This window comes from Paraburkholderia nemoris (assembly GCF_905221015.1).
In the GTDB taxonomy this organism is placed as follows: domain Bacteria; phylum Pseudomonadota; class Gammaproteobacteria; order Burkholderiales; family Burkholderiaceae; genus Paraburkholderia; species Paraburkholderia nemoris.
Genome location: NZ_CAJNBO010000001.1, coordinates 415,104 through 437,839 on the forward strand (window position 1 = coordinate 415,104; position 22,736 = coordinate 437,839).

16 protein-coding genes are annotated in these 22,736 nt (G+C 63.1%); 11 read left to right on the forward strand and 5 right to left on the reverse strand.

The genetic code is table 11. The features are described from left to right. Positions 1–21 precede the first annotated feature (21 nt). From KHO33_RS01850 to KHO33_RS01890, 9 genes are all read left to right on the forward strand, one after another. Complete coding sequence (locus KHO33_RS01850) at positions 22–876, forward strand: MurR/RpiR family transcriptional regulator (protein WP_093635902.1); 855 nt, start codon at positions 22–24, stop codon at positions 874–876. A 132-nt stretch (positions 877–1,008) separates the two neighbouring features. Beyond that, positions 1,009–2,058, forward strand: coding sequence for a C45 family autoproteolytic acyltransferase/hydolase (locus KHO33_RS01855; RefSeq protein ID WP_200561869.1), 1,050 nt, complete (start codon positions 1,009–1,011; stop codon positions 2,056–2,058). Positions 2,059–2,092: 34 nt separating this feature from the next. Then, positions 2,093–3,421, forward strand: coding sequence for an aspartate aminotransferase family protein (locus KHO33_RS01860; RefSeq protein ID WP_200561868.1), 1,329 nt, complete (start codon positions 2,093–2,095; stop codon positions 3,419–3,421). 28 nt (positions 3,422–3,449) lie between these two features. Continuing rightward, positions 3,450–4,004 carry a carboxymuconolactone decarboxylase family protein gene (locus KHO33_RS01865; protein WP_200561867.1) on the forward strand — a complete coding sequence of 185 codons (555 nt, stop codon included), beginning with the start codon at positions 3,450–3,452 and terminating at the stop codon, positions 4,002–4,004. A gap of 266 nt (positions 4,005–4,270) precedes the next feature. Beyond that, positions 4,271–4,696: an OsmC family protein gene (locus tag KHO33_RS01870; protein ID WP_054035350.1), complete on the forward strand. Its 426-nt coding sequence runs from the start codon at positions 4,271–4,273 to the stop codon at positions 4,694–4,696. A gap of 173 nt (positions 4,697–4,869) precedes the next feature. After that, the gene (locus KHO33_RS01875; RefSeq protein ID WP_200561866.1) at positions 4,870–5,712 is read left to right on the forward strand and encodes an isocitrate lyase/PEP mutase family protein; all 843 of its coding nucleotides are present in this window, start codon (positions 4,870–4,872) and stop codon (positions 5,710–5,712) included. Positions 5,713–5,775: 63 nt separating this feature from the next. Then, complete coding sequence (locus KHO33_RS01880; RefSeq protein ID WP_093635891.1) at positions 5,776–6,414, forward strand: TetR/AcrR family transcriptional regulator; 639 nt, start codon at positions 5,776–5,778, stop codon at positions 6,412–6,414. A 30-nt stretch (positions 6,415–6,444) separates the two neighbouring features. Continuing rightward, positions 6,445–8,010 carry an MFS transporter gene (locus tag KHO33_RS01885; RefSeq protein WP_200561865.1) on the forward strand — a complete coding sequence of 522 codons (1,566 nt, stop codon included), beginning with the start codon at positions 6,445–6,447 and terminating at the stop codon, positions 8,008–8,010. 486 nt (positions 8,011–8,496) lie between these two features. Then, complete coding sequence (locus KHO33_RS01890) at positions 8,497–8,769, forward strand: YodC family protein (protein ID WP_054035352.1); 273 nt, start codon at positions 8,497–8,499, stop codon at positions 8,767–8,769. A 41-nt stretch (positions 8,770–8,810) separates the two neighbouring features. Here KHO33_RS01890 and KHO33_RS01895 read toward each other — a convergent pair whose 3' ends face one another. Beyond that, entirely contained in the window at positions 8,811–9,008 is a 198-nt protein-coding gene (locus tag KHO33_RS01895) for a DMT family transporter (RefSeq protein ID WP_236074648.1), read from the reverse strand. A gap of 69 nt (positions 9,009–9,077) precedes the next feature. Further along, on the reverse strand, positions 9,078–9,398 hold the full coding sequence (locus tag KHO33_RS01900) for a superinfection immunity protein (protein WP_054035353.1): 321 nt from the start codon (positions 9,396–9,398) through the stop codon (positions 9,078–9,080). Positions 9,399–9,562: 164 nt separating this feature from the next. On the opposite strand from KHO33_RS01900, the gene KHO33_RS01905 reads away from it, so the two are divergent. After that, positions 9,563–11,026 (forward strand): M20 family metallopeptidase, encoded by a 1,464-nt coding sequence (locus tag KHO33_RS01905; protein WP_200561864.1) that lies wholly within the window; start codon positions 9,563–9,565, stop codon positions 11,024–11,026. A gap of 454 nt (positions 11,027–11,480) precedes the next feature. Further along, complete coding sequence (locus KHO33_RS01910; protein ID WP_093635875.1) at positions 11,481–12,368, forward strand: crotonase/enoyl-CoA hydratase family protein; 888 nt, start codon at positions 11,481–11,483, stop codon at positions 12,366–12,368. A gap of 85 nt (positions 12,369–12,453) precedes the next feature. Here KHO33_RS01910 and pdeR read toward each other — a convergent pair whose 3' ends face one another. The 3 genes from pdeR to KHO33_RS01925 form a co-directional block, all read right to left on the reverse strand. Continuing rightward, positions 12,454–14,457 carry a cyclic di-GMP phosphodiesterase gene (pdeR, locus tag KHO33_RS01915; protein WP_200561863.1) on the reverse strand — a complete coding sequence of 668 codons (2,004 nt, stop codon included), beginning with the start codon at positions 14,455–14,457 and terminating at the stop codon, positions 12,454–12,456. Between the two features lie 239 nt (positions 14,458–14,696). Further along, positions 14,697–19,151 carry a DEAD/DEAH box helicase gene (locus KHO33_RS01920; protein ID WP_407946152.1) on the reverse strand — a complete coding sequence of 1,485 codons (4,455 nt, stop codon included), beginning with the start codon at positions 19,149–19,151 and terminating at the stop codon, positions 14,697–14,699. Positions 19,152–19,344: 193 nt separating this feature from the next. Then, on the reverse strand, positions 19,345–22,680 hold the full coding sequence (locus tag KHO33_RS01925; protein WP_234480409.1) for an autotransporter family protein: 3,336 nt from the start codon (positions 22,678–22,680) through the stop codon (positions 19,345–19,347). Positions 22,681–22,736: the final 56 nt, after the last annotated feature.

A 22,736-nucleotide genomic window follows, 5' to 3' on the forward strand; every position in this document is an offset into this window, starting at 1 on the left:
ACCGTTCGCCCGGTATATCGCATGCCAGACAGTTTTGACCAGCTCGCCGCCCTGATCCGGGCGCGCTTCTCCGAACTGAGTCCGCAGTTCCAGATGGGAGCGGGGTTTCTGCTCGATCATCCCGACGAAGTCGCGGTCTCGTCCATGCGCAAAGTGGCCGAGCGGGCGCAAGTGCAACCGGCCTCGCTCGTGCGCCTGTCGCAGCAACTGGGTTTCCCCGGCTGGAACGAGTTGCGCAACCTGTTCGTCGCGCGCGTGCGCACGCGGCCAGAGCCGCTCACGAGCCGCGCCCGTTCGCTCGTCAAATCGAAAGATGCGCTGGCCAGCGACCTGCTGGTCGCGCAACAACACAACCTCGAGGTCACCGCCGCGCATAACGGCCGCGTGATCGTGGAAGCCGCGCGTCTGTTGCGCCGCGCGCCGCATGTGCATGTCGCAGGCTTTCGCTCCTGTTATGCGGTGGCGTTCGGGCTGGTCTACGGCTACCGGCTGTTTCGCTCGTCGGTGTCGCTGCTCAACGGTGAAGCCGGCACGCTCGAGATGCAGCTGCGCACGGTGGCGCGTGACAGCGCCACCATCGTCATCAGTTTCGCGCCCTATTCAGTCGAAGCCGCGCGCGTGGCGGAAGCCGCGTTGGAAAAAGGCAGCAAGCTGATTGCGATCACGGATAGCGCGGTTTCGCCGATCGCGCTGAATGCCGACAAGGTGCTGATTTTTTCGCACGAAAGCCCGTCGTTCTTTCCATCGTTGGTGGCGGCCACGGCGATCGCCGAATCGCTGGTCGCGCATCTGCTCGCGCTGGAAGGGGCGGGTGCTGTCGAGCAACTCGGCATCGCCGAGCAGTCGTTGCATGAAAAGGGCGCGTACGTACCCTGAGGTTTTTCCTCTGAAGCATGCCGCAGCGTGTCACGGAGCGCAGATGCTCCGTTTACTTCGTCATCACATCGTTTGACAACAAATGTTGTTTAGAAGTATAAATGCGTACCGATTGTTGAATAGGTGCGAGCCGTGGCGTCGAAGCAGGATTTAAGTCTCTTTCCGGTGGGCGGTGAGCCGTACGACATCGGCTACCGGCTCGGCGAACTCGCCAGGCCGGTGTTCACCGAATACATGGAGCAAAGCATTGCATGGCAGGCGGTTCGACGCTGGCACGGCGATCCGTTCGTGCAGCAACTGCGCGACGCGGCCCAGGCCCATTTTCCGGCGCTGCTGGCCGAACTCGACGGCATGGCGGCAGGACTGGGTTGGTCGGCGGAAGATCTCTTTTTGTGGAATTGCCGCGGCGAGTTGATTCACAACGCGCCGGACGGTTGCACGACGTTGGCCGCCGTCGCCGGCCATGCGCGTTTCATTGCACACAATGAAGACGGCGATCCCTTTCTGCGCGAGCGTTGCTCGCTGGTCGAGGTTCAACCTGCCGGCAAACCCGGCTTCGTGAGTTTCTATTACCCAGGGTCGCTGCCGGGTCACACCTTCGCCGCTAACCATGTCGGTCTCGTGCAGGCCATCAACAATCTACGTATCCGCGTACCTGCAGCGGGCGTGCCGCGGATGATCCTTGCGCGCGCGGTGCTCGATGCAGGCTCGCTTGACGAGGCGCTGCGCATCCTGCGCGACACACCGGCTGCGAGCGGCTTTCATCACACACTCGCTTGTGCGGGAGACGAGCGTCTCCTGAGCGTCGAAGCCAGTGCGCAGCGATGCTCCGTGCAAACGGTGTCGACTATCGCCGGTCATGCGAACCATCTGATCCATCCAGGCAGCGAAGCCGAGGCGCAAATCGTCACGGATTCTTCGCATGACAGGCAGGCCCGCGTCGAACATTTGCTCCCCAGGCTTGCCGGTCCAATTACCCCCGCCGCCTTGCTCGACGTGTTGCATGATCGCGCGCCTGCAGGCCTGCCGATCTACCGCGACGACCCGCTCGATCCCGACGACGAAAACACGCTCGCCACGGCGCTCTTCGAAATCGGCAGCGTCGATGTCTCGATGAAAGTCTATCGACAGGGGCAATGCGCGTTCGACACCGTCATCCCATGCGTGCCGCCCGGCGTCTGATTAGTCGTCGCAGATAAAAAGGAAAGGGAAAACCATGTCCACCGTATTCCATCGTTCGCCGAAGCAGTCGCTGCCGGTGGCTATCGCCGGCGACGGCATCGAGATCATCGATTCCACCGGCAAGCGCTATATCGATGCCTCGGGCGGCGCAGCCGTCTCATGCCTTGGTCACAGCAACCAGCGTGTGATCGACGCGATCAAGCGGCAATCTCAGCAATTGCCGTATGCCCACACGTCGTTCTTCACCACCCAGGTCGCCGAGGAACTCGCCGACCGCCTGGTGGCGAGCGCGCCGCAAGGGCTCGAACATGTGTACTTCGTGTCGGGCGGCTCGGAAGCGATCGAGGCGGCGTTGAAACTGGCGCGGCAGTATTTTGTCGAGAAGGGCGAGTTGCAGCGCCGTCATTTCATCGCGCGTCGGCAGAGCTATCACGGCAACACGCTGGGGGCGCTAGCGATCGGCGGCAATGCGTGGCGGCGCGAGCCGTTTCTGCCGATCCTGATCGAAGCGCATCACGTGAGTCCGTGTTACGCGTATCGCGAGCAGCACGCCGACGAAACCGAAGAGCAGTTCGCGCAGCGTCTCGCGGATGAACTCGAACAGAAGATTGTCGAACTCGGCGCTGACAAGGTGGCCGCATTCGTTGCGGAAACAGTAGTGGGCGCAACGGCCGGCGCCGTGCCGCCGGTGCGCGAATACTTCCGCAAGATCCGCGCGGTGTGCGATCGCTACGGCGTGTTGCTGATCCTCGACGAGATCATGTCGGGCATGGGCCGTACAGGCTACCTGTATGCCTGTGAAGAAGACGGTATCGCGCCGGACATCCTCACGATCGCCAAGGGGCTCGGGGCCGGCTATCAGCCGATCGGCGCGACGCTGGTCAGCGACCGGATCTACCAGACGATCGTCGGCGGCTCGGGTTTCTTTCAGCACGGGCATACCTATATCGGGCACGCCACGGCCTGCGCCGCGGCGCTCGAAGTGCAACGCGTGATTGCCGAAGACAAGCTGCTGACAAACGTGCAGGCGCGCGGCGAACAGCTGCGTGGCCGGCTGCGTGAACACTACGCGCAGCATCCGCATATCGGCGACGTGCGCGGGCGAGGGCTCTTTGTCGGCGTCGAACTCGTACAGGACCGCGTCACTAAAACGCCGTTCGACGCGAAGCTGAAACTGCACGCGGCGATCCGGCGCGAAGCGTTCGCGCGTGGCTTGATGGTGTATCCGATGGGCGGCACGGTCGACGGCAAGATCGGCGATCATGTGCTGCTGGCGCCGCCGTTTATCTGCACCGCGCGCGACATCGACGAGATCGTCGGCCGCTTGAGCGATGCGATCGAAGGCGCGTTGACCGCCATCTGACACCCTTTCCATCTCTGCGAGATATGTGATGACCGAGCGTTTGCCTCACTTCGAACTATCTGACGCCACAGCCGAACAAAAGGCCGTACTCGACGAGATTCTGTCCGGTCCACGCGGCAATCTGAACGGGCCGTTTCTGGGCTGGATTCATAGTCCGGAGCTGGCGCAGCAGGCGCAGCGACTCGGCGCGTTCTGTCGCTATCGCACCGGCTTGCCGCTGCGCCTGTCCGAGCTGGCGATTCTGGTGACCGCGGCGCGCTGGCAGGCGCAGGCCGAGTGGTATATCCACTATCCGATTGCCCTCGATGCCGGGGTGGCCGAAGCGGATGCCGAAGCGATCCGCCAGGGGCATCGGCCTTCATTCGCGGATGCTGACGACGCCTTGATCCATGACTTCGCGAGCGAACTGTACGACACCAAACGCGTGTCGGATGTCACCTATAGAAAGGCGGTCGAGCGCTTCGGCCACCAGGTGGTGATCAACCTGGTGGGCTTGCTCGGCTACTACGCCCTGGTGGCGATGACACTGAACGTGTTCGACATGCGCGCAGTGGGGCAGGAGAGCCTGCCGTTCGCCGAGTAGCGACTGCGCCCTGAGTCTGCTACACGGACTGCAACGCGCATCAGCGAACCGTATCCCGGCGTCGTCACGACACTGGTACACGGAAGCGCCTATGATGAAGTTCGGTCCACGCCCGCACCTCTTGCGCCGCGCGGCACGCCCTGAAGGAAGTCCCCTTGGGGCACTCGCGACCGATGCCGATACTACGAATACCCGGGCTGGACCGTTGTGGGCGGCATCACGTAGGGTTGAGGAGCGGTGCGAAGCAGGGCAAACAGGAGAGAGCAATGAAGCGCAAGGCATCAGCAGTCTGGCAAGGCGGCCTGCAAGACGGCAAGGGCTCGATTTCCACCGACAGCGGCGTCCTCAAGGACACCCAATACTCGTTTGCCACGCGCTTCGCGGACGGCATCGGCACGAATCCGGAAGAGCTGATTGCGGCTGCGCATGCGGGTTGTTTCTCGATGGCGCTATCGGCCGAATTGAGCAAGGCCGGCATCAAGCCTGAACGTATCGGCACCACGGCAACTGTCACGCTCGACAAGGACGGCGGCGGTTTTTCGATTACCGCGGTGCATCTGGATGTGGCCGTGAAGATCCCCGGTGGCGATAAAGCCGCGTTCGAGAAGGCTACCGCGGACGCCAAGGCAGGTTGCCCGGTTTCCAAGGTGCTGAACGCCACTATCACGATGGACGCGAAGCTCGAAACCTGAGCGCGCGGTTTGTGCATTGCGGACAGATGAAGGGCTGGCTGGCGGCGGTAGCCAGACCGCCAGCTGCCACTCTCCGTTCATTTGCTGCTTGTTTTGCCATTTAACGAACACACAATGACGATCCGGTAGCGCGTGGGCGCGAACGCCGGTCGCCGTTTTCAATGGGACCGTCGATGACAACGCAAACCGAAAAAGCACGGCAATTCCAGTCATATCACGCAGCGGGCGATGCCTTTATCATCCCGAACCCCTGGGACATCGGTACCGCGCGGCTGCTCGCGCTGACCGGCTTCAAGGCGCTCGCCACGAGCAGCGCAGGCTATGCGTTTTCGCGGGGCCTGCCGGATAACGCCATCGGCCGCGCGCAGATGATGGTTCACCTCGCCGAAATCGCGGGTGCGACCGATTTGCCAGTCAGCGCCGATCTGGAAAACGGTTTCGGCGACGCCCCGGAAGACTGCGCCGAGACGATCAGGCAGGCCGCGGCTGCGGGCGTGGTCGGCGGTTCGATCGAGGATGCAACGGGTCGTGCGGACGATCCGATCTACCCGTTCGAGGCTGCCGTGGAGCGCGTGCGCGCGGCGGTTGAGGCGGCGCGTGCTCTGCCGTTTCCCTTCACACTGACGGCGCGTGCCGAGAATTACCTGGTGGGCCGACCCGATCTCGACGATACGATCCGGCGTCTGCAGGCCTACCAGGAGGCCGGGGCAGACGTGCTCTATGCGCCAGGACTGAAGACGCGCGAAGAGATCGCCGCCGTGGTCAGCTCGCTCGACCGGCCGGTCAATGTGCTGATGGGCTTGCAGGGCGTGCTGCTCAGTTTCGAAGACCTGCAGGCGCTGGGTGTGCGGCGTGTCAGCGTGGGCGGCTCGCTGGCGCGCGCGGCATTGGGCGCGTTTATCCGCGCCGCGCACGAGATGCGCGATCACGGCACCTTCAACTACACGAAAGAAGCCGCTAGCGGCAACGAGATCAACCAGCTCTTCACGAGCGCCGAGCAGAAGTGGGGCAAATAGACGGCCGTGCCCGTTTCGAATCTCGCCTTGCTTTCTTGAACGGTTAGTCATAATATCCGTCACATGAAGCAATCTGGAAATTCGAAGCAATTCGCGAAAAAAGACGGTGAGGCCTGCCCTCGGGGGCGGCCGCGCGAGTTCGACACGGACACCGTCTTAACCAGCGCGAGCCAGGTTTTCTGGAACCACGGCTATCACGCCACCTCGATCGACGACCTCTGCAAGGCCACCGGCCTGTTGCGGGGCAGTCTGTACGGGGTATTTGGCGACAAGCACGGCATCATGCTCGCCGCGCTCGATCACTACGCGGAGGGTTCGGTCGCGCGGCTGGCCGAACGGCTGAACGCGCCGGTGCCGGCGGAAGAGGCACTGCGCAACGCTTTGCTGCATTACGCCCGGGTCGCGTGCGCGCTGACCGGCGAGCGCAGCTGTTTCATCACCAACACCACGCTGGAGATGCAACCCGGGGACGAGGAACTGCGCACCCGCGTCGCGGCGATTCAACGCCGCATGGCTACGCTGCTGGCGGCCTCGGTGATTCGCGGCCAGGCGAGCGGCGCCTTCAATTCCACGCTCGACGAAAAAGCCGTTGGCGATTTCCTCCTGTGCGTGATGCAAGGACTGCGCGTATTGGGGCGAGTCGCCCACAAGGAAGATGCGCTGATCGGAATCGTGGACGTCGCCATGCGTGCGCTCGTCTAATTTTTTTACCTAATTTTTGAACGAACGGTCATGAATATAGACCCGATCAAGCCCGCTCCGGCGGCATTTGGTGGTCCGGCAGGCGGAGCCGCCGCCGCCGTTTGTCCTGGTGTGGGTGCGGTGGCCGCCAGCGGGATTGCCACCGGTACGAAGGCCGCCAGCGCCGGAAAGGCTGCGTCCGGCTTCGAGCGCCAGGGGCTTGCGCTCGCTGTGCTGTTCGTCGGCGCCTTCCTCGCGCCGCTCGACTATTTCATTGTGAACCTCGCGCTTCCGTCGATTCACACCGGCCTGAACGCCACCGACGCGCAATTGCAACTCGTGGTATCCGCCTATGCATCCGCTTATGCCGTGCTGTTGATCACGGGCGGGCGTCTCGGCGACCTGTTCGGCCGGCGTCGCATGTTCATGACGGGCATGGCAGCCTTCGTCGTCGCCTCCGCACTGTGCGGCTTCGCAACCAGCGGCCACATGCTGGTGATCTCGCGGATCGTGCAGGGCATCGCCGCCGCGGTCATGGCGCCGCAAGTGCTCGCGACCATCCGCGCGGTCGTGCCGCTGCATCGGCAGACCAAGGTCATGAGCCTCTATGGTTTCGTCTTCGGGTTGTCGTCGATTGTCGGCCAGTTGGGCGGCGGCGCGCTGATCACCTATCACCCGTTCGGGCTCGACTGGCGCATCATTTTTCTGATCAACATTCCGATCGGCATCGTTGCCTTCATCGGTACGTGGAAATTCGTGCCGGAAAATCAGCCGGCCACCAACACCGGTATCGACCTGAAGGGCGTCGCGCTGCTCTCGATGGTGTTGCTGCTGGTCATCTATCCGATGACGCACGGCCGTGAAGCCGGCTGGCCGGCGTGGACCTTCGTGATGTTCGCGCTGGCCGTCCCTGTCTTCGCGCTATTCGTGGCGACCGAGCGGCGCGTCGAGCGCGGCGGCGGCCATCCTCTGGTGGATCTGCAATTGTTCCGCAACCCGGCCTTCGCACTGGGCCTCGTGCTCGCGTTCCTGTTCTATTGCAACAGCGCGTTTTTCCTGACCTACGGGATCTTCCTGCAAACCGGTTTGCACTGGACGCCGCTCGCTTCGGGCATGGCCATCATGCCGTTCGCGATCGGTTTCGTGATCGGACCGTTGACGTCGCCGGCGGTGGTCAAGCGCATCGGCGGTCATGTGCTGGCGCTCGGTTTCTCGATGATGACCATCGGCTTCACGGTCACCGGCTGGTCCGCGACCCATGCCGCTACGCCCGATCTGCTGTTCTACTGCGGACTGGTGTGCGCGGGCGTCGGTCACGGTCTGCTCCTGCCGTCGATCATGCGCATCGTGCTGCTGGAAGTCGCGCCGGAGAAAGCAGGGCTTGCCTCGGGCGTGGTGTCGTCGACTTTGCAGATCGGCTCGGCGTTCGGCACGGCGGCTATCAGCGGCGCGTTTTTCGGTGTGATAGGCGGCCGCGAGACACCCGCTGCTTATGCACACGCGTTCCAGTACAGCCTCGCGATCAACGCGTGTCTGATGTTCGTGTGTATCGGTTTGAGCGTGCTGCTCGTGCGGCATCAGCAACTCGCATTGCGCCGCGCAGCGCAGCCGGTTTGAAAATAGCGGACAGGAGATCGTTTTCAACGGTGGTCGCTAAAAACTATTATGCACTTTAAACAAAACCGGTTTTGGAGTGGGTGCATTTACCGATGAGTTTCCCGTTCATAGGTAATTTCGATTGTAGGTGATTGGAATAAACCCGAATGGGGTTTGTCGGTGGCAGTTTAGATATGACAAATCCAGTGCGCATTTTCTACTGGCAGACCGGGTATGCCGCCGTAAGTTTTGCGATCGTGCAATGCCGCACGGGTGGTGGCCTGGCGTCGTTATAAAGGGTTTTCCCCGGCTTTACCCATCGACTGCCGGGGCGCGAAACCTAATCCAGTCCCAATGAAAACGGTATCAATAAAAAGCGCTTGCCGTAGTTAATTTCGATTGTTAATCTTGGCCAACTTTTTAGAGTTTTCATTCGGCAGGGTTCTATGTTGCAAAGCACGGTGCGATGACTTTATTCCGCTCAACGGGTTCCGTAGGGGATTGAATATGCTGACCGCTACCATTGACGTATTCGAAACACCGGCAGCCGCACGCTTCAATGTCGGCGATGTCGTCACGCTGAAGGAAGGTGGTCCGCGCATGACGGTGACGTATGCGGGACCGGTAGCACTCAATCCGGGCGACTGGCTGATTTGCGAGTGGTTCGACGAACATGGCGAACTGCGCCGCGAAATGTTCGCGCACGAGAGCGTGCGGGCTGAGCCGCGCTCGATTCCCGCCGGCTCGGTGATGTGGGGCAGAATGGGCCGGGCAGCCTGAGAGAAGCGGCCCGACGCACGTACTAGCCCTCGCGAACCGGTTTATCCATCGATCAGTTTCAACCCCGCTACTGACAGCACGATCAAGGTCATGCAGAGCACGCGGGGTGCCGAAACCGGATCGTTGAACAGCATCACGCCCAGCACCGTGATGCCAAACGATCCGATACCTGTCCATACCACGTAGGCCGTACCGGCCGGCAAATGCTTCATTGCCAGCATCAGCGTCAGTAAAAACACGCTGCCGAGCGCGGCCGCAAACGCACCGCTAGCCGGCTGCCCGCGATTGCTGCGTACGATCTGGTTGAATCAAGGCTGTTTGTTTTCCGGACGATCACGCCCCGCGGCCCGCCTCTGTACGCGCACCAGAAGCGCTGACGAAAACGCCCGCATCCGCACGATCTTCCGTGTCTCTACCACTTCGCCGGCCACGTTCTTCGGCGGGTTGGGCTGGAGCGACCAGTAGAGGGCGAGCAGCCAGCCAAAGCCGGTCCAGCCGAGGCATGCGTTGAAGAGCGCGAGCGTCAGCACGTCATGACGCTTGCGCCGGTCCGCGAGAATGCTCGGCAGAAAATACAGCGCCAGCGCGAGCACCGCGGCGACAGCCTGTACCACGATGTTGCCACCCATAGCCTGGCTCCTCAGGACGCGATGTATCCCCCGATTGTCGCGCGATTGTTTTCTTTGCGCTGCGTCGTTCCGAAACCTGCATGCAAGGCGAGGGGGTTCAGCGCATCGCGCATCAGGACTATCATGGACGTTTCGACTGAACAGATCCGCCACGGACCGCCACCATGATCTCCGACGATACGACCCAGCAGACCCAGCGCATCAACCAGGACACGCTACGCGAATTCGTAGACCGTAAATGGAATGACGAGATTGTTCCTGCGCTCACGGACTACATTGCCGTGCCGGCCAAGAGTCCGGCGTTCGATCCCGAGTGGGTCAAGCACGGCTATCTCGAGCGCGTGATTACCGACGCGGCGCAATGGGCCGAACAGCAACCCGTGCGCGGCCTGAAACTCGAAGTGATCCGCTTGCCGGGCCGCACGCCGGTGATTTTCTTTGAAACGGCCGCGACCCGATCGGGCAGCGAAGAAACCATCGTGCTCTACGGCCACCTCGACAAGCAGCCTGAATTCGACGGCTGGCGCAACGACCTCGGCCCCTGGACGCCGAAGCTCGAAAACGACAAGCTGTACGGCCGCGGCGGCGCCGACGACGGCTACGCGATCTACGCGAGCATCACGGCACTGGCCGCGCTGGACGCGCAAGGCATCGAGCGTCCGCGCTGTGTCGGCCTGATCGAAACCTGCGAGGAATCGGGCAGCTACGATCTGCTGCCGTACGTCGACGCGTTGCGTGAACGGCTCGGCAAAGTCGGGCTCGTGGTGTGTCTCGACTCGGGTGCGGGCAACTACGATCAACTGTGGCTCACTACGTCGTTGCGCGGTCTGGTTGCCGGCGACCTCGAAGTGCAGGTGCTCGATGAAGGTATTCACTCGGGCGGTTACGGCGGCATCGCGCCGTCGAGCTTTCGCATCATGCGGCAACTGTTCGACCGTCTCGAAGACTCCGCCAACGGCACTTTGTTGCCGAAGGGTTTCCACGTTCAGATTCCGGCGGACCGTCTGCGCGAAGCGGAAGCGACCGCGCAGATTCTTGGCGACGACGTCTGGAAGAAGCTGCCGTGGGCCTGCGGCCAGGACGGCCGTCAGGTGCTGCCCACCACTACCGATCCGCAGGAGGCCTTGCTCAATTCGACGTGGCGTCCGTCGCTGTCGGTGACCGGCGCGGCCGGCTTGCCCGCGCTTGCCGATGCCGGCAACGTGCTGCGCCCACGCACGGCGTTCAAATTGTCGCTGCGCCTGCCGCCGCTGATCGAAGCGGAGAAGGCCGTCGCCGAACTGAAGGCGCTGCTCGAATTCGATCCGCCGTACAACGCCAAGGTCACCTTCAAGCCGGATGCTGGCGCGGCGAGCGGCTGGAGCGCGCCCGATCTCGCACCGTGGCTCGCCACCGCGCTTAACGACGCGTCGCGCACGCACTACGGCGCGGACGTTGCCTACATGGGGCAGGGCGGCACGATCCCGTTGATGAACGTATTGAAGGCGGGCTTCCCGAAGTCGCAGTTCATGGTGTGCGGCGTGCTCGGGCCGAAGTCGAACGCGCACGGACCGAACGAGTTCCTGCACGTGCCGTATGGCAAGAAACTGACGGCAGCCGTTGCTCAGGTGATCGCGGCCGCGCCTTGACGAGCGTTTTGCCTTGAGCTTGCCTGCAACAACGTTGCGGGCAAATCAGCGGGCGCTCCGCAGCGCCCGCGTTTAAATATGCGAATTGAATAGTCCGTCTGTTAGTCCACAAATAAAAAAACAAACCTTCGCAAGCCATATTTTCGATTGCATTACCTAATCGACGACTATTTGTTTTTCTTTCAAATCCGGCAAGAAATCCACACTTTGTTCGTTCGCTAATTTATTGCGGCCGGGTGCTCATTTGCGGGCAAATTTCGCCCTTCTTCGGTGCGCAAGCGTTTGCGTCCGCAGGATTGTTTCCCCATCCGTTCGCCGCCCCGCAGAGCTCCGGCTGGCGGGGCTTCACGCGCGTGTTGCATTCATCTGTTGGTTACCCCGCTCCCATCCGATTCCGGTCTGCTTTAGGCTCGCATTGCAATGCCAGTGTTTAACCTTAAAAGGACCGTTCAAAATGAATCTGCATAACCATCACGCCTGCCGCCCGTTCCTTGAAGCCGGCAATTTGTCGCAAGTCTCCGCCTACTACGAAGAAGGCCGCAACATCATGTGGATGATGCTGCGGGCGCAGCCGCGTCCATGTTTCAATCTCGATCTGGTGCATGACATTCTGGGCCTCGCGCAGGCAGCACGAGAATCCGGTTTGCCGATCGACTTCTGGGTGACTGGTTCGTTGATTCCGACCATGTTCAACGTTGGGGGCGACCTTGATTTCTTCGCCGACACGATTCGCTCCGGCAAGCGCCAGGCGCTGATGGCGTACGCGCGCGCCTGCGTCGATTGTGTGCACGCTGCCGCGCGCGGCTTCGATACGGGGGCAATTTCGATCGCGATGGTGGAGGGCACGGCGCTCGGAGGAGGGTTCGAGGCGGCGCTCGCGCATCATTTCCTGCTGGCGCAGAACGATGCCCGCATGGGCTTTCCGGAGATCGCATTCAATCTGTTCCCGGGCATGGGCGGCTATTCGCTGGTCGCGCGCAAGGTGGGGATGCGTCTGGCTGAGGAACTGATCGGCATGGGCGAATCGCACACGGCTGAGTGGCACCACGGCAAGGGACTGGTCGATCAACTGTTCGAACCTGGCGACGCCTATATGGCGACGCGCACCTTCATCGATACGCTGCGGCCGAAGATGAACGGGATCCGCGCGATGCTGCGGGCGCGTCAGCGGGTGCTGCAACTCTCGCGCGCCGAGCTGATGGAGATTACCGAGGACTGGGTGGATGCCGCGTTCACGATCGAGGAGAAGGACCTCGTCTTTATGGAGCGGCTGGTGATGCTGCAGAACCGCCGTACTTCGAACCTGCGCCAGACGGCCTCCAGCGCGGCCAATTTCGCCTGAATCGCTCCGGGTCTCGACCCTATCGAGCGGCAGCGGGCGGGTCCCTCAATCCCCCAGGGGACGTGTGCTCCGGGCGCGCGGAAGCTCAGGCAATCAGTCTGAGCTTCTGCCTATCCTGCAACCAGCGTTCGAATTCCGCGACCGGCATGGCCTGGCCGTACAGGAAGCCCTGTACGTAGTCGACGCCCAGCCCCCTCATGAACACCTCTTCCGATTCGGTTTCGATGCCTTCGGCGACCACCTTGAAATTCAGCTCCTGCGCGACCACCACCATGGAGCGCACGAGTGCTTGTGCTTTGGTGTCGGCATTGATCGAGCGGACGAAACTGCGATCGAGCTTGATGACGTCGAGCGGAATGCGCCCCAACTGCGAGAGCGACGAATAGCCGGTGCCGAAGTCGTCCAGGTGAACCTGCGCGCCGAGCTGGCGGAACTGCTTGATCAGATCGATTGCCGCCGCTTCGTCCTCGATCAGGCAACTCTCGGTGAGTTCCAGGTCGATCAGACACGGATCGAGATTCGCGCGCTGCAGCGCTTCGCTGAAATGCCGCACCACGGCGGTATCCACGAGTTGCCGTGCCGACACGTTGATCGCGATGCGCAGGTTGTAGCCGTCCGCCTTCCATTTGGCCGCCTGCTTCGCGGCCGTTTCCATGACCCAGCGGCCGAGCACGCCGATCAGCCCGGATTCTTCCGCATAGCGAATGAATTCCACCGGCATGATCTGGCCGCGCTCCGGCGAGTTCCAGCGGACCAGCGCCTCCACGCCCTGCACCGCGCCGGTGGCGAGTACGAGCTTGGGTTGATAGTGCAGCGTCAGCTGGCCCTCTTCGAGACCGCGCCGCAGGTTGGTGTCGAGCCACATGTACTCGGCGACCTTGCGGTTCATGTCGGGCGAGAAGACGCGATAGGTGCGCTTGCCTTCGTCTTTGGCGACGTACATGGCCGTGTCCGCCGAACGGATCAGCGATTCGAGGTCGTTGCCGTGTTCCGGATAGCGCGCGATGCCGATCGAGCAGCCGGTGTAGACCTCGACGAGCCCCAGGCTGAACGGCGTGCGCAGGCGTTCGAGAATGCACTGCGCGGTAGCTTCGAGATCGTGGGCGGTGCCCTGGGCGGCGAGCACGATGAACTCGTCGCCGCCGAGGCGCGCGAGCACGTCGCCTTCGTTCAGGCAGGTGCTGATCGCCGACGACACATCGCGGATCAACCGGTCGCCGAAGACATGGCCGTAGTGGTCGTTGACCTTCTTGAAGTTGTCTAGATCGAGGAACAGCACGCCGACCGATTCGCCTGGGGCAGCCGCTTCGATCGCGGCACTGATCTTGTCCTGGATTGCGTTGCGATTGGCGAGGCCGGTGAGCGAATCGGTGTTCGCCAGTTCGGTGAGCCGTTCCTGCGCGAGCCGTTCTTCCGTGATGTCGGTGCCCGAGCAGATCAGAAACTGTTCTTCGACGCCGCTGCCGCTGTGAACGAACTTGTTGCGAAACAGGAATAGCCGTTCGCCGCGAAGGGTTTTCACGCGCCGCTCGACTTCGTACGAGACGCCGCGATTGAAGAACCCCGTGATGTTCTGGCTCGACGCCGCGCCGGACTCGGTGCTCATGAACAGCGCCCACACATTGCGGCCGACGATGTCTTCTTCCTTGACGCCGGTGAGTTCCTCGGCGAGACGGTTGAAGCGCTGTATACGACCGTGCCTGTCGACGATGACCACGACCGAATTGACTTCGGAGACGACCTGTTCGGCGAACGAGAGACCGTGGACGAGGTCGCGTGCGACGGACTCCGTATCGTCGTAGGCCGAGGCGGTGCCTGCCCACGTATTGCTGGCGAGTTTTTTACCGACGAGATGCAGGCGCAGCGGTTCGCCGAACAGCCGTACGTCGAGGACGAGGTGCGAGGTGATGCCGGTGAGGCAGCGGATCTGCGAGGCCTGTTGGGGATTGAGCGGAATGGCGACATTAGCCGGCACGTCCCCGGTGACGGGCGTGAGCTCCAGCGCGTTGCTGTCGTTCGACAGACGCCAGCAAGGGCTGCTTGTGCCGAACTGGGCAAACAGCACCTGATCGTGTTGGTCGTCGTTCATGAGATCCCCGGGCGGTGTGCCGATGAGCCAACCATAAAGGTGGGGTGGCGGCAAACAGTCTTCATCATACTTAAAGACTGACCCCATTGTAGCGAAGCGGCTGGCCTTCGGGCCTATAAACATTAACGGTCGTGATGGCCTTCGTCTTAAGGCTTTTGTTTCGGTGTTTGCACTGGCATGAAGCCGCGAAATCGCGTTGAAACCGCATTAAACCGCCGCGGAATTAGCTCAGGACTGCCTCAAAACCGCCGGGCCAACGCGCTTCGGGCGTGTTCCCGCTCTGTGGGAATCGTTTCCACCGTGGGGTCAAACCAGAAAGCCCCCGCCACCAGCGTCGCGATAACGATTCCATCGCGATACAAAACCCGATTCCCGGCAACGGCAGGCACGCGTTCGCCCACCAGCAGCGTACCGGCAAGATTCAAAGGATCGGTTCCGGCGACACACACAAAAGCACCATCGTTCGCATGCCGTCGAACTTCGCGCAGGATTGGAATCGCTTCTGGTAAAGCAAACTGTTCGCCGGCGAGGCCATTCACAAACCGCCCGCCGCGAATGACACCGCGTGCTTCGAGCCGCTGAAACACGCGCAACAGGTCCCGCCACGGCGGTAGCCATTCGGCCTCGCGTTCGAGCAAACGCCAGAACACCACACCGTAGCGGCGCAGCAACGTCATGGCGACATGTTCGAGTACTTCGGGGGCGAACTGCTGGCGGCGCGTTGACGAGGCTTCTGGTGCAGCAACAACGGGTTGCCGGCTGACCAGCGCCCAGCGTCCCGCGTCGTCCATTCCTCCGATCAATGCACTCGACCTGACACGCCGGCTACTGGAATAAGCACTGCGTTTCGCGACGGGTTTCAACAACGCCCGCAAGCCGGCGAAACTGTCGGAATTCACGAGGCCAGCGGCAACCAGCTCGCCCAGCGCGTTTTCCAGTTCCATGCGCAAGCCGTGTACCTCGGCCAGCAATTCGTCGAAGAACATCGCGCCATGCTGCGATAACGTGTCATGGACGCTCTGCGCGCGCGCCGATAGCTCCGGCTGTTTCGACGGGTCGATCAGTGCGCGCCAGACACGCACCTGTGCGCGCGGCAAAAGCACGATCGGCGTGCTGCGGATCGGTCCTGTCGCGCCGCGTGCCCGCTCGGTCAGGCGGGTCCACACGATCTTGCCGGCACGGCATAGTTCGTCGAGCGAAATGTTCGCGTACGCCTTCACGCGCACCGGCAGAATATCTTCTTCCCATGCGCCCGCCGCGGCCTGAAAACCTTCCATCTGGTCGAGAACGGCGGCTAAAGCGTCGCGTCCCTCGCTGCGGGTGTCCGGCGTCAAATGCTGCCACTCGAACAGAAAACGCATGAAGTCGTGCCGTTCCACGGGCTCGATTTCTCGCCGCAAGCGTTTGACGGTGTAACGGTGGATCCGCGCGAGCAGATGGCGTTCGCACCATTCTTCCTCGGTTGCGCCCGGCGAGAAGCGGCCGCGCATCACGTAGCCTTCTGCTTCGAGACGCGTCAGCGTGTGTTCGATTGACGCCGTGGGCAAGTTCAGTGCCTGCGCGATCGTACGCACAGGCAGTGGGCCAAAGCCGGTGAGCCGGGCGCGCAGCACGTCGAGCAGGGCGTCGTCGGCGTTCCAGGTATCGGCGTAGCCCTTCGGTGCGGTGAGCGGCGGTTCAAACCGGGCGTCAGGGTAGAGCGCCTGGAAACATGTCAGGCGCTCGGCGGGCAGCCACAGCGCATCGTCGGCGCTAATCCGCAGACGGGTCGCGCGGCCCGATTCGGCAAGCGAGGCGAGCCATGCCGGCCAGCCTTCGACATTGCGCGCTTCGGCCTCGGTGATGCAGGCGAGACCGGTCAGCGCTTCATGCATCTCGTCGGCGGTGCGCGCCTGCGGCCATGCCTCGTCGCGCACGCTGTCGATCGCGTCGGCATCGAGTGCGCCGAGGTCGTCGGCGCTGGACGGATCGGTCCAGCGGCGGTTCTGCACAGCTTGCGTGCGGCGCTCTTCGATCGGTGCATCGTCGAGATAGGCGTAGGGCTTGGCCGTGAGGATTTCGGCGGCAAGCGGCGAGGGCGCCGGCAGATCGCGGGCGATCAGTTGCACCTCGCCCTGTTCGATACGACGCAGCAAGGCGATCCAGCTTTCGGTGTCCATTGCGTCGTGCAGACAATCGTCGACCGTTTGGTCCACTAAGGGATGATGCGGTAGTTCGCGCTCGCCGACGATGTTCTCCAGACATGCGGCCTGTTCGGGAAACACGCTCGCCAGCAGATCTTCGCTGCGCATGCGCTGCAATTGCGGCGGGGTCTTGCGTCCGCCGGTATAACGCGGCAGGCCGAGCGAGGTGGTCGCGTTCCAGCGCCAGCGCACGCCGAAGAGTGGCGCGTCGAGCAGCGCCTGGATCAGCAGATGCTCGGCACTGTTCGAATGAAGATATCGCCATACTTCGTCGAGTACGAAGGAATGGCTGCCGGTCAGCGAGAGGATGATCGCGTCTTCGGTGGCAGCGGCCTGCAGTTCGAAGTTGAAGGTCCGGCAAAAACGCTTGCGCAATGCGAGACCCCACGCGCGGTTCACGCGACTGCCGAACGGCGCATGGATCACGAGTTGCGTGCCGCCGGATTCGTCGAAGAAGCGCTCCATCACGAGCGTGTTTTGCGTCGGCAGCACACCGAGTGCGGCGCGTGCACGGGCGAGATAGTCGACGATCTGGCGGGCGGCGGCTTCGTCGAGACTGAGGGCATCGACGAGCCAGTCAATTGCGCGTTGGATGCGCGCCGTCATCGGCTCTTCCCCATCGAGCAGGCGCCCAATCTGCTCACGCAGGCGCGCGACGCCAAACGACAGTTCATCGCTGCGCCCTGGCGCCTCGCCGAGCCAGAACGGAATATTCGGCGGCTGGCCCTGCGCGTCCTCGACCCGCACGCGGCCGCTCTCGATCCGAAGAATCCGGTACGACGCATTGCCCAGTTGAAACACGTCGCCGGCCAGACTCTCGACGGCGAAATCCTCGTTGACGGTGCCGATATTGATCGCCTGCGGTTCGAGCACGACCGCATAGTCGGCGTTCTCGGGAATCGTGCCACCTGAGGTCACGGCGACCAGTTTGCCGCCGCGCCGGCCGCGCAAGGTGCCGCCCACCACGTCGCGATGAATATAGGCGCCGCGCGGGCCGTGACGGCTGGTATAGCCTTCGGCCAGCATGCGCAGGACGGCGTCGTATTGCTCGCGTTCGAGGTCCGCGTAGGGAGCCGCGCGCCGCAGCATCTCGAACAGTGCGTCTTCGCTCCATTCGGCGCTCGACACCTCGGCGACGATCTGCTGCGCCAGCACATCGAGCGGCGCGCGCGGAATCCGCAACGCGTCGAGTTCGCCACGCCGCACGCAATCGAGCAGGGCCGCACATTCGATCAGATCGTCGCGCGAAGCCGGAAAGAGCCGGCCCTTCGGCATGCCGCCCACATGGTGGCCCGAGCGCCCCACACGTTGCAGGAACGGCGCGATCGCGCGCGGCGAACCCATCTGGCAGACCAGATCGACATCGCCGATGTCGATGCCGAGTTCCAGTGAAGCGGTCGCGATCAGCACCCGCAACTCGCCGCGTTTCAGGCGTTGTTCGGCGTCAAAACGATGTTCCTTGGCGAGACTGCCGTGGTGCGCGGCGACTGCGTCCTTGCCGAGTCGCTCGGTCAGATGACGTGCCGCGCGTTCAGCCATGCGTCGGGTGTTGACGAAAATCAGCGTGGCGCGATGCATCGCGATCAGTTCGGCGAGGCGGTCGTAGACGCGTTCCCACACTTCGTTCGGCATCACCGCTTCGAGCGGCACGGGCGGAATTTCCAGCGCGAGATCGCGCTCGCGAATGTGGCCCACGTCGATGATCGCGCAGTCCGCCGGAATATCGCTTTCGATGCTCGCGCCGCCCACCAGAAAGCGCGCGACGGCGCTGACCGGTTTTTGCGTCGCCGACAGGCCGATTCGTGGCAGGCGCCGCTGGCACAACGCGTCGAGCCGTTCGAGGCTAAGCGCCAGATGACTGCCGCGCTTGCTGCCGGCGAGCGCATGAATTTCGTCGACGATTACTGTACGCACCGTCGATAGCATGCGTCGGCCGGAATCCGAACCGAGCAGGACGTAGAGCGATTCCGGCGTGGTTACGAGAATATGCGGCGCGCGTTTTTTTAGCGCGTTGCGTTCCTGTTGCGTGGTGTCGCCTGTGCGTACGGCGGTGCGGATGTCGAGCGGCGGCAGGCCGCGCGCCTCGAGTTCCGCTGCGATGCCCTGCAAAGGCACTTCCAGGTTGATGCGGATGTCGTTGGAGAGCGCTTTTAACGGCGAGACGTAGACCACCAGGGTTTCGTCGGGCAACGCGCCGCCGTTGGCGAGGCCTTGCTGGACGAGTTCGTCGAGCGCGGACAGGAAGGCGGTGAGAGTTTTGCCCGAACCGGTGGGCGCGGCCACCAGCGTCGAGCGTCCGCTGCGAATCTGCGGCCAGGCGGCGGCCTGGGCATCGGTGGGGGCGGGGAAGGTCTTCAGGAACCAGCTGGCGACTGCCGGATGGAAATCATCCAGCGCGCCAGGCGTGAAAGGGCCCGAAGCAGCGTTTGAAGTTGGCTGCACTACCGGATCGACGCCCGAAGAATCAGAGCGCTCGTCCAACGCGGCGGTGGATGTCGAGGCCGAAGTCATGCTGGCATAGATGGGGACGCGGTGTGCCATATCCAGAGGGCGGCAAGCGCTGGCCTGTTTCGAGGATCAACAATCAGTCTGGCAGGTTTTCGGCGGCTTTGCCGATGCCTGGGTGGCGGCAATCGCGCTGAATAAGGCGGCAAAAACCGCAGGTGCGGACCGCACCGCACCTGCAGCACAGTCCGGCGTAAAACTACCAGACCCAGCGTACGCCTGCGTCGCCCGTCACCGTTCTCTGGTGTGCGCCACCCAGATTCGTCACCCAGCCGAGCGTCGCGAACACGCTGCCCGATGTGCTGAATCTGCCGACCACGCCCGCGCCGAGTTGCGCCGCGGTTTGCCCGACAGTGCCGGGAATCACGGTCCCGCCGCCGAAGGTGACTTTGTCGTCGGAGCCGAATTCTCGTAGGAAGCTGACACGCAGATAGGGCCGCCAGGCGATTGCGAAGGCATCGAACTGAGCTTGCAGGCGCGCGCCGATTCGTCCGACGAAAGTATTGCCGCTGTTGAAGCCGACGCTCGATACGCCATCGTTGAAATCGGGCAGCGAGAGGTGCTGCCACACGAGTTGCGCTTGCGGTTCGAGCGTGAGCCCCGCGCCGAGCGGAATCGGCAGACCGCCTTCGAGCGAGCCGGTCACTGCGTTGCCGTGCGTCGTCGTATTGAGGCCGTCGCGCGAATCCGGATCGACGGTCAACGAACTTCCCATCAGCACGGCGTCCGTGTACCAGCCGCTTGGGCCGATATGCGTCCAGTAGCCGCCGAGGCTGTACGCGTTGATCGCAAGGTGGCCTACCGCGAGATTGGGCATGCCGAGCGCGAAGCCGTCGACGTCGCCGGTGGCCCGCGCGAAACCGACGAACAAACCGTAGTGATTGCGCTGGCCGCTCGCGCTGCGATCCGCGTAAAGATCCTGCCCGGCCTGGATGCCATACACGGAGCCGTCGAATTGCGGACTTGCCGTGCCGTTCTGGCTCAGCACGCTATGGCCGCCCCACACGCGCCCCCACGCGGCAGGCAATTTTCCGCTTTCGCTCAACAAGGCCTGATCGCCTTGCCGGTCATGAAACGTATCGATCTGCATCAGGCCGAGTTCACGCGCGACACCGGGCGCTGCGGCGTAGACCGGCACCTCGACGCGATACAGCGGCGTGGCGGCCGAGCCGGCGGGTGGCGCGGGCGGCAAGGGCGGCGTGCCCTCGGCCGCAATCGGCACGCCGGTCTCGACAACGGGTGGCTCGCCAGGGGCGCCCGGCGTCGTGACCGGCGGCTGGCCGGGTGTCGTTGCGGGCGGCAGCGGCGCAACCGTATTGCGCAAATACCAGTTGTCCGTCGTGCCGCTGCTCACACCGCCTTTGGCGAGATAGTAGGAATACGCACCGGCCTTCACCGGTGTGGCCAGCGTAAAAGCGCTCGAGGCGGTAGTGGCGCCATTGGTCGCCTGAATCACCTGAATGCCGTCCGCTACCGTTTGTGCGCCCTGGCCGCCGACGTTCGTGACTTGCAGGTGCGTCGAACCAGTGGCCGTTCCGCCGCTGAGCACGAGGCGATCGGACGCCGCGCCGTCGCCGGCGACGACGGTGTTTAGTCCGATGGTGCCGTCCTGGCCGGAGTAGTTGCCCGTCACGTTCAAGCGGTTGCCCACACCGCCGGCGGCAGGGCCGCCGATCTGCACGAGTCCGGCATTCACCAGCGAACCGTTGATCGAGAACGCGCCGTTGCCTTCGCTCGCAAACGACGGCACTGCATTCGCCACCGCGAGCGTGCCGTTGTTCGTGACCGCGCCCGTCACGCTGCCATAGCCGCCGAGCGTCGCGCCTGAGGCCACCGTGGTGGCGCCGCCGCCCGTCAGCGCGGCGCTGGCATGGGTGGCATCGCCGATTGCGAGGGTGCCCGCCGCGACCGTGGTTGCGCCGCTATAGGTGCTCACGCCGGTCATCAGCAAGCTGCCGCTGCCGGCTTTCGTCAACGCGCCGGTTCCGCTCACCGCTTGGGAGAGCGTGGTATCGAAGGATTGCGTATCGATCGTGCCGCCGCCTGCGGCCAACGTGATGGCGCGCGTGCCGGCGAGGTCGAAGCTCGTCGTCAATTGCAGCGTGCCGCTGTTGAACGTGAGGCCGCCCGTGTTCGCGCCGAGCGCATTGTCCGCACCGACGGCGATCGTGCCCTGATCGATCGTCGTGCCACCCGAGTATGTGTTGCCGCTCGCCGCAGCCGGCGCAAGCGTCAACACGCCGGCCCCGGTTTTATCGACTGCGCCTGTGCCGCTGATCGATCCCGTGTAGGTGCCTGCGCTGTCCTGGGCAAACCGCACGAGGCCATTGTCGGTGACGTTGGAGGGCAGGTTCTGCGCGTTCGCCTGCAAGGTCGCGCCGCTATCGACGAGCGCGGTTGCGCTCGCGCCTAGTGTGCCGGTGAGATTGAGCGTGCCCGTCTGCACATGTGCGAGCGTGAAGGTCCCGCTACCAGTCCAGTTCCACAGCGTGCCTTGCATCAGCAAGGTCTGGAAGTTGGTGAACGCATTCGACGCCGTGCCCGAACCTTGCAAGGTCACCGTGTTCGTTCCTGCGCCCCCATCGGCCGCACCGTTGATCACCGAACCGGTTTGCAGAATCAGCGAATCGTTGCCGTTGCCCATCGTAATGGCCGTGCCGATACCGCTTTGCACAAGCCCCGCATTGATGATGGTGCTGTTGCCGTTGAGCGTGCGGATGCCGGAGCCGTTCTGGCTGATGATGCTGCCGCCCGCGAGGTTCTGGATCGTCGCCACGAAACTCGATCCCGCGGTGTTGGAAAACACCGCATCCGAACCGCTGCCGCTCGCGCTGATCGTGCCGCTGTTGATCAACTGGTCGTTATTGCCTTGCAGATAAGCGGTTGGACTGGCCGAACCCGTAGTAGTCAACGTGCCGCTGTTGTTGATGGTGCCGCTGCCGCCCAGGATCGATGCGGCGCGCGCGTTGCTGCCCGAGGTCGTCACGCTGCCGCTGTTGATCAGCGTGTTGTTCAACTGGCCGACGTTCGTTTGTCCCCACGCGGCCGTCATGCCGTAAGCGTTGGGACCGCTGGTGGTGATCGAGCCGCGATTGGTCAGCGTGTTGCCGCTGCCGTTGGCGGCCATGCCGTCGTTGAAGGCGCCGGTCGTGGTGATGACCGCGCCGCTCGCGTTGGTGAGCTGATTGCCGTTGCCCACGCCGAGCAACACCGCGCCGCGTGCGGTGCCCGTACCACCGCCGCCTGTCAGTGACAAGTTGCCGCTGCTATTGATCGTGCTGTTGGTATCGACGCTGAATACAACTGCATTGGTGCTGTGCACGAAGCTGCCCGAGGCGGTGCTGTCGGCATTGATCGTCACACCGGTGCTGCCGGTTTGCGCAACGACGGCGGCGATGCCGCTGCCTGTGCAGGTGACTGTGGTGTTGCTCGGCGGCGCGGTATTGCTGCACGCGGCCATCGCTGAAGGGGTGAGTGCCCTCGATAGCAGCACCACGCTGCCGAGGCCGATTCCAAACGTTTTCTTCTTCTTCATACGCACGGTCCTTGTTAAAGGCACTGCACCATACGAGCGGAATGGTCCGACTTATA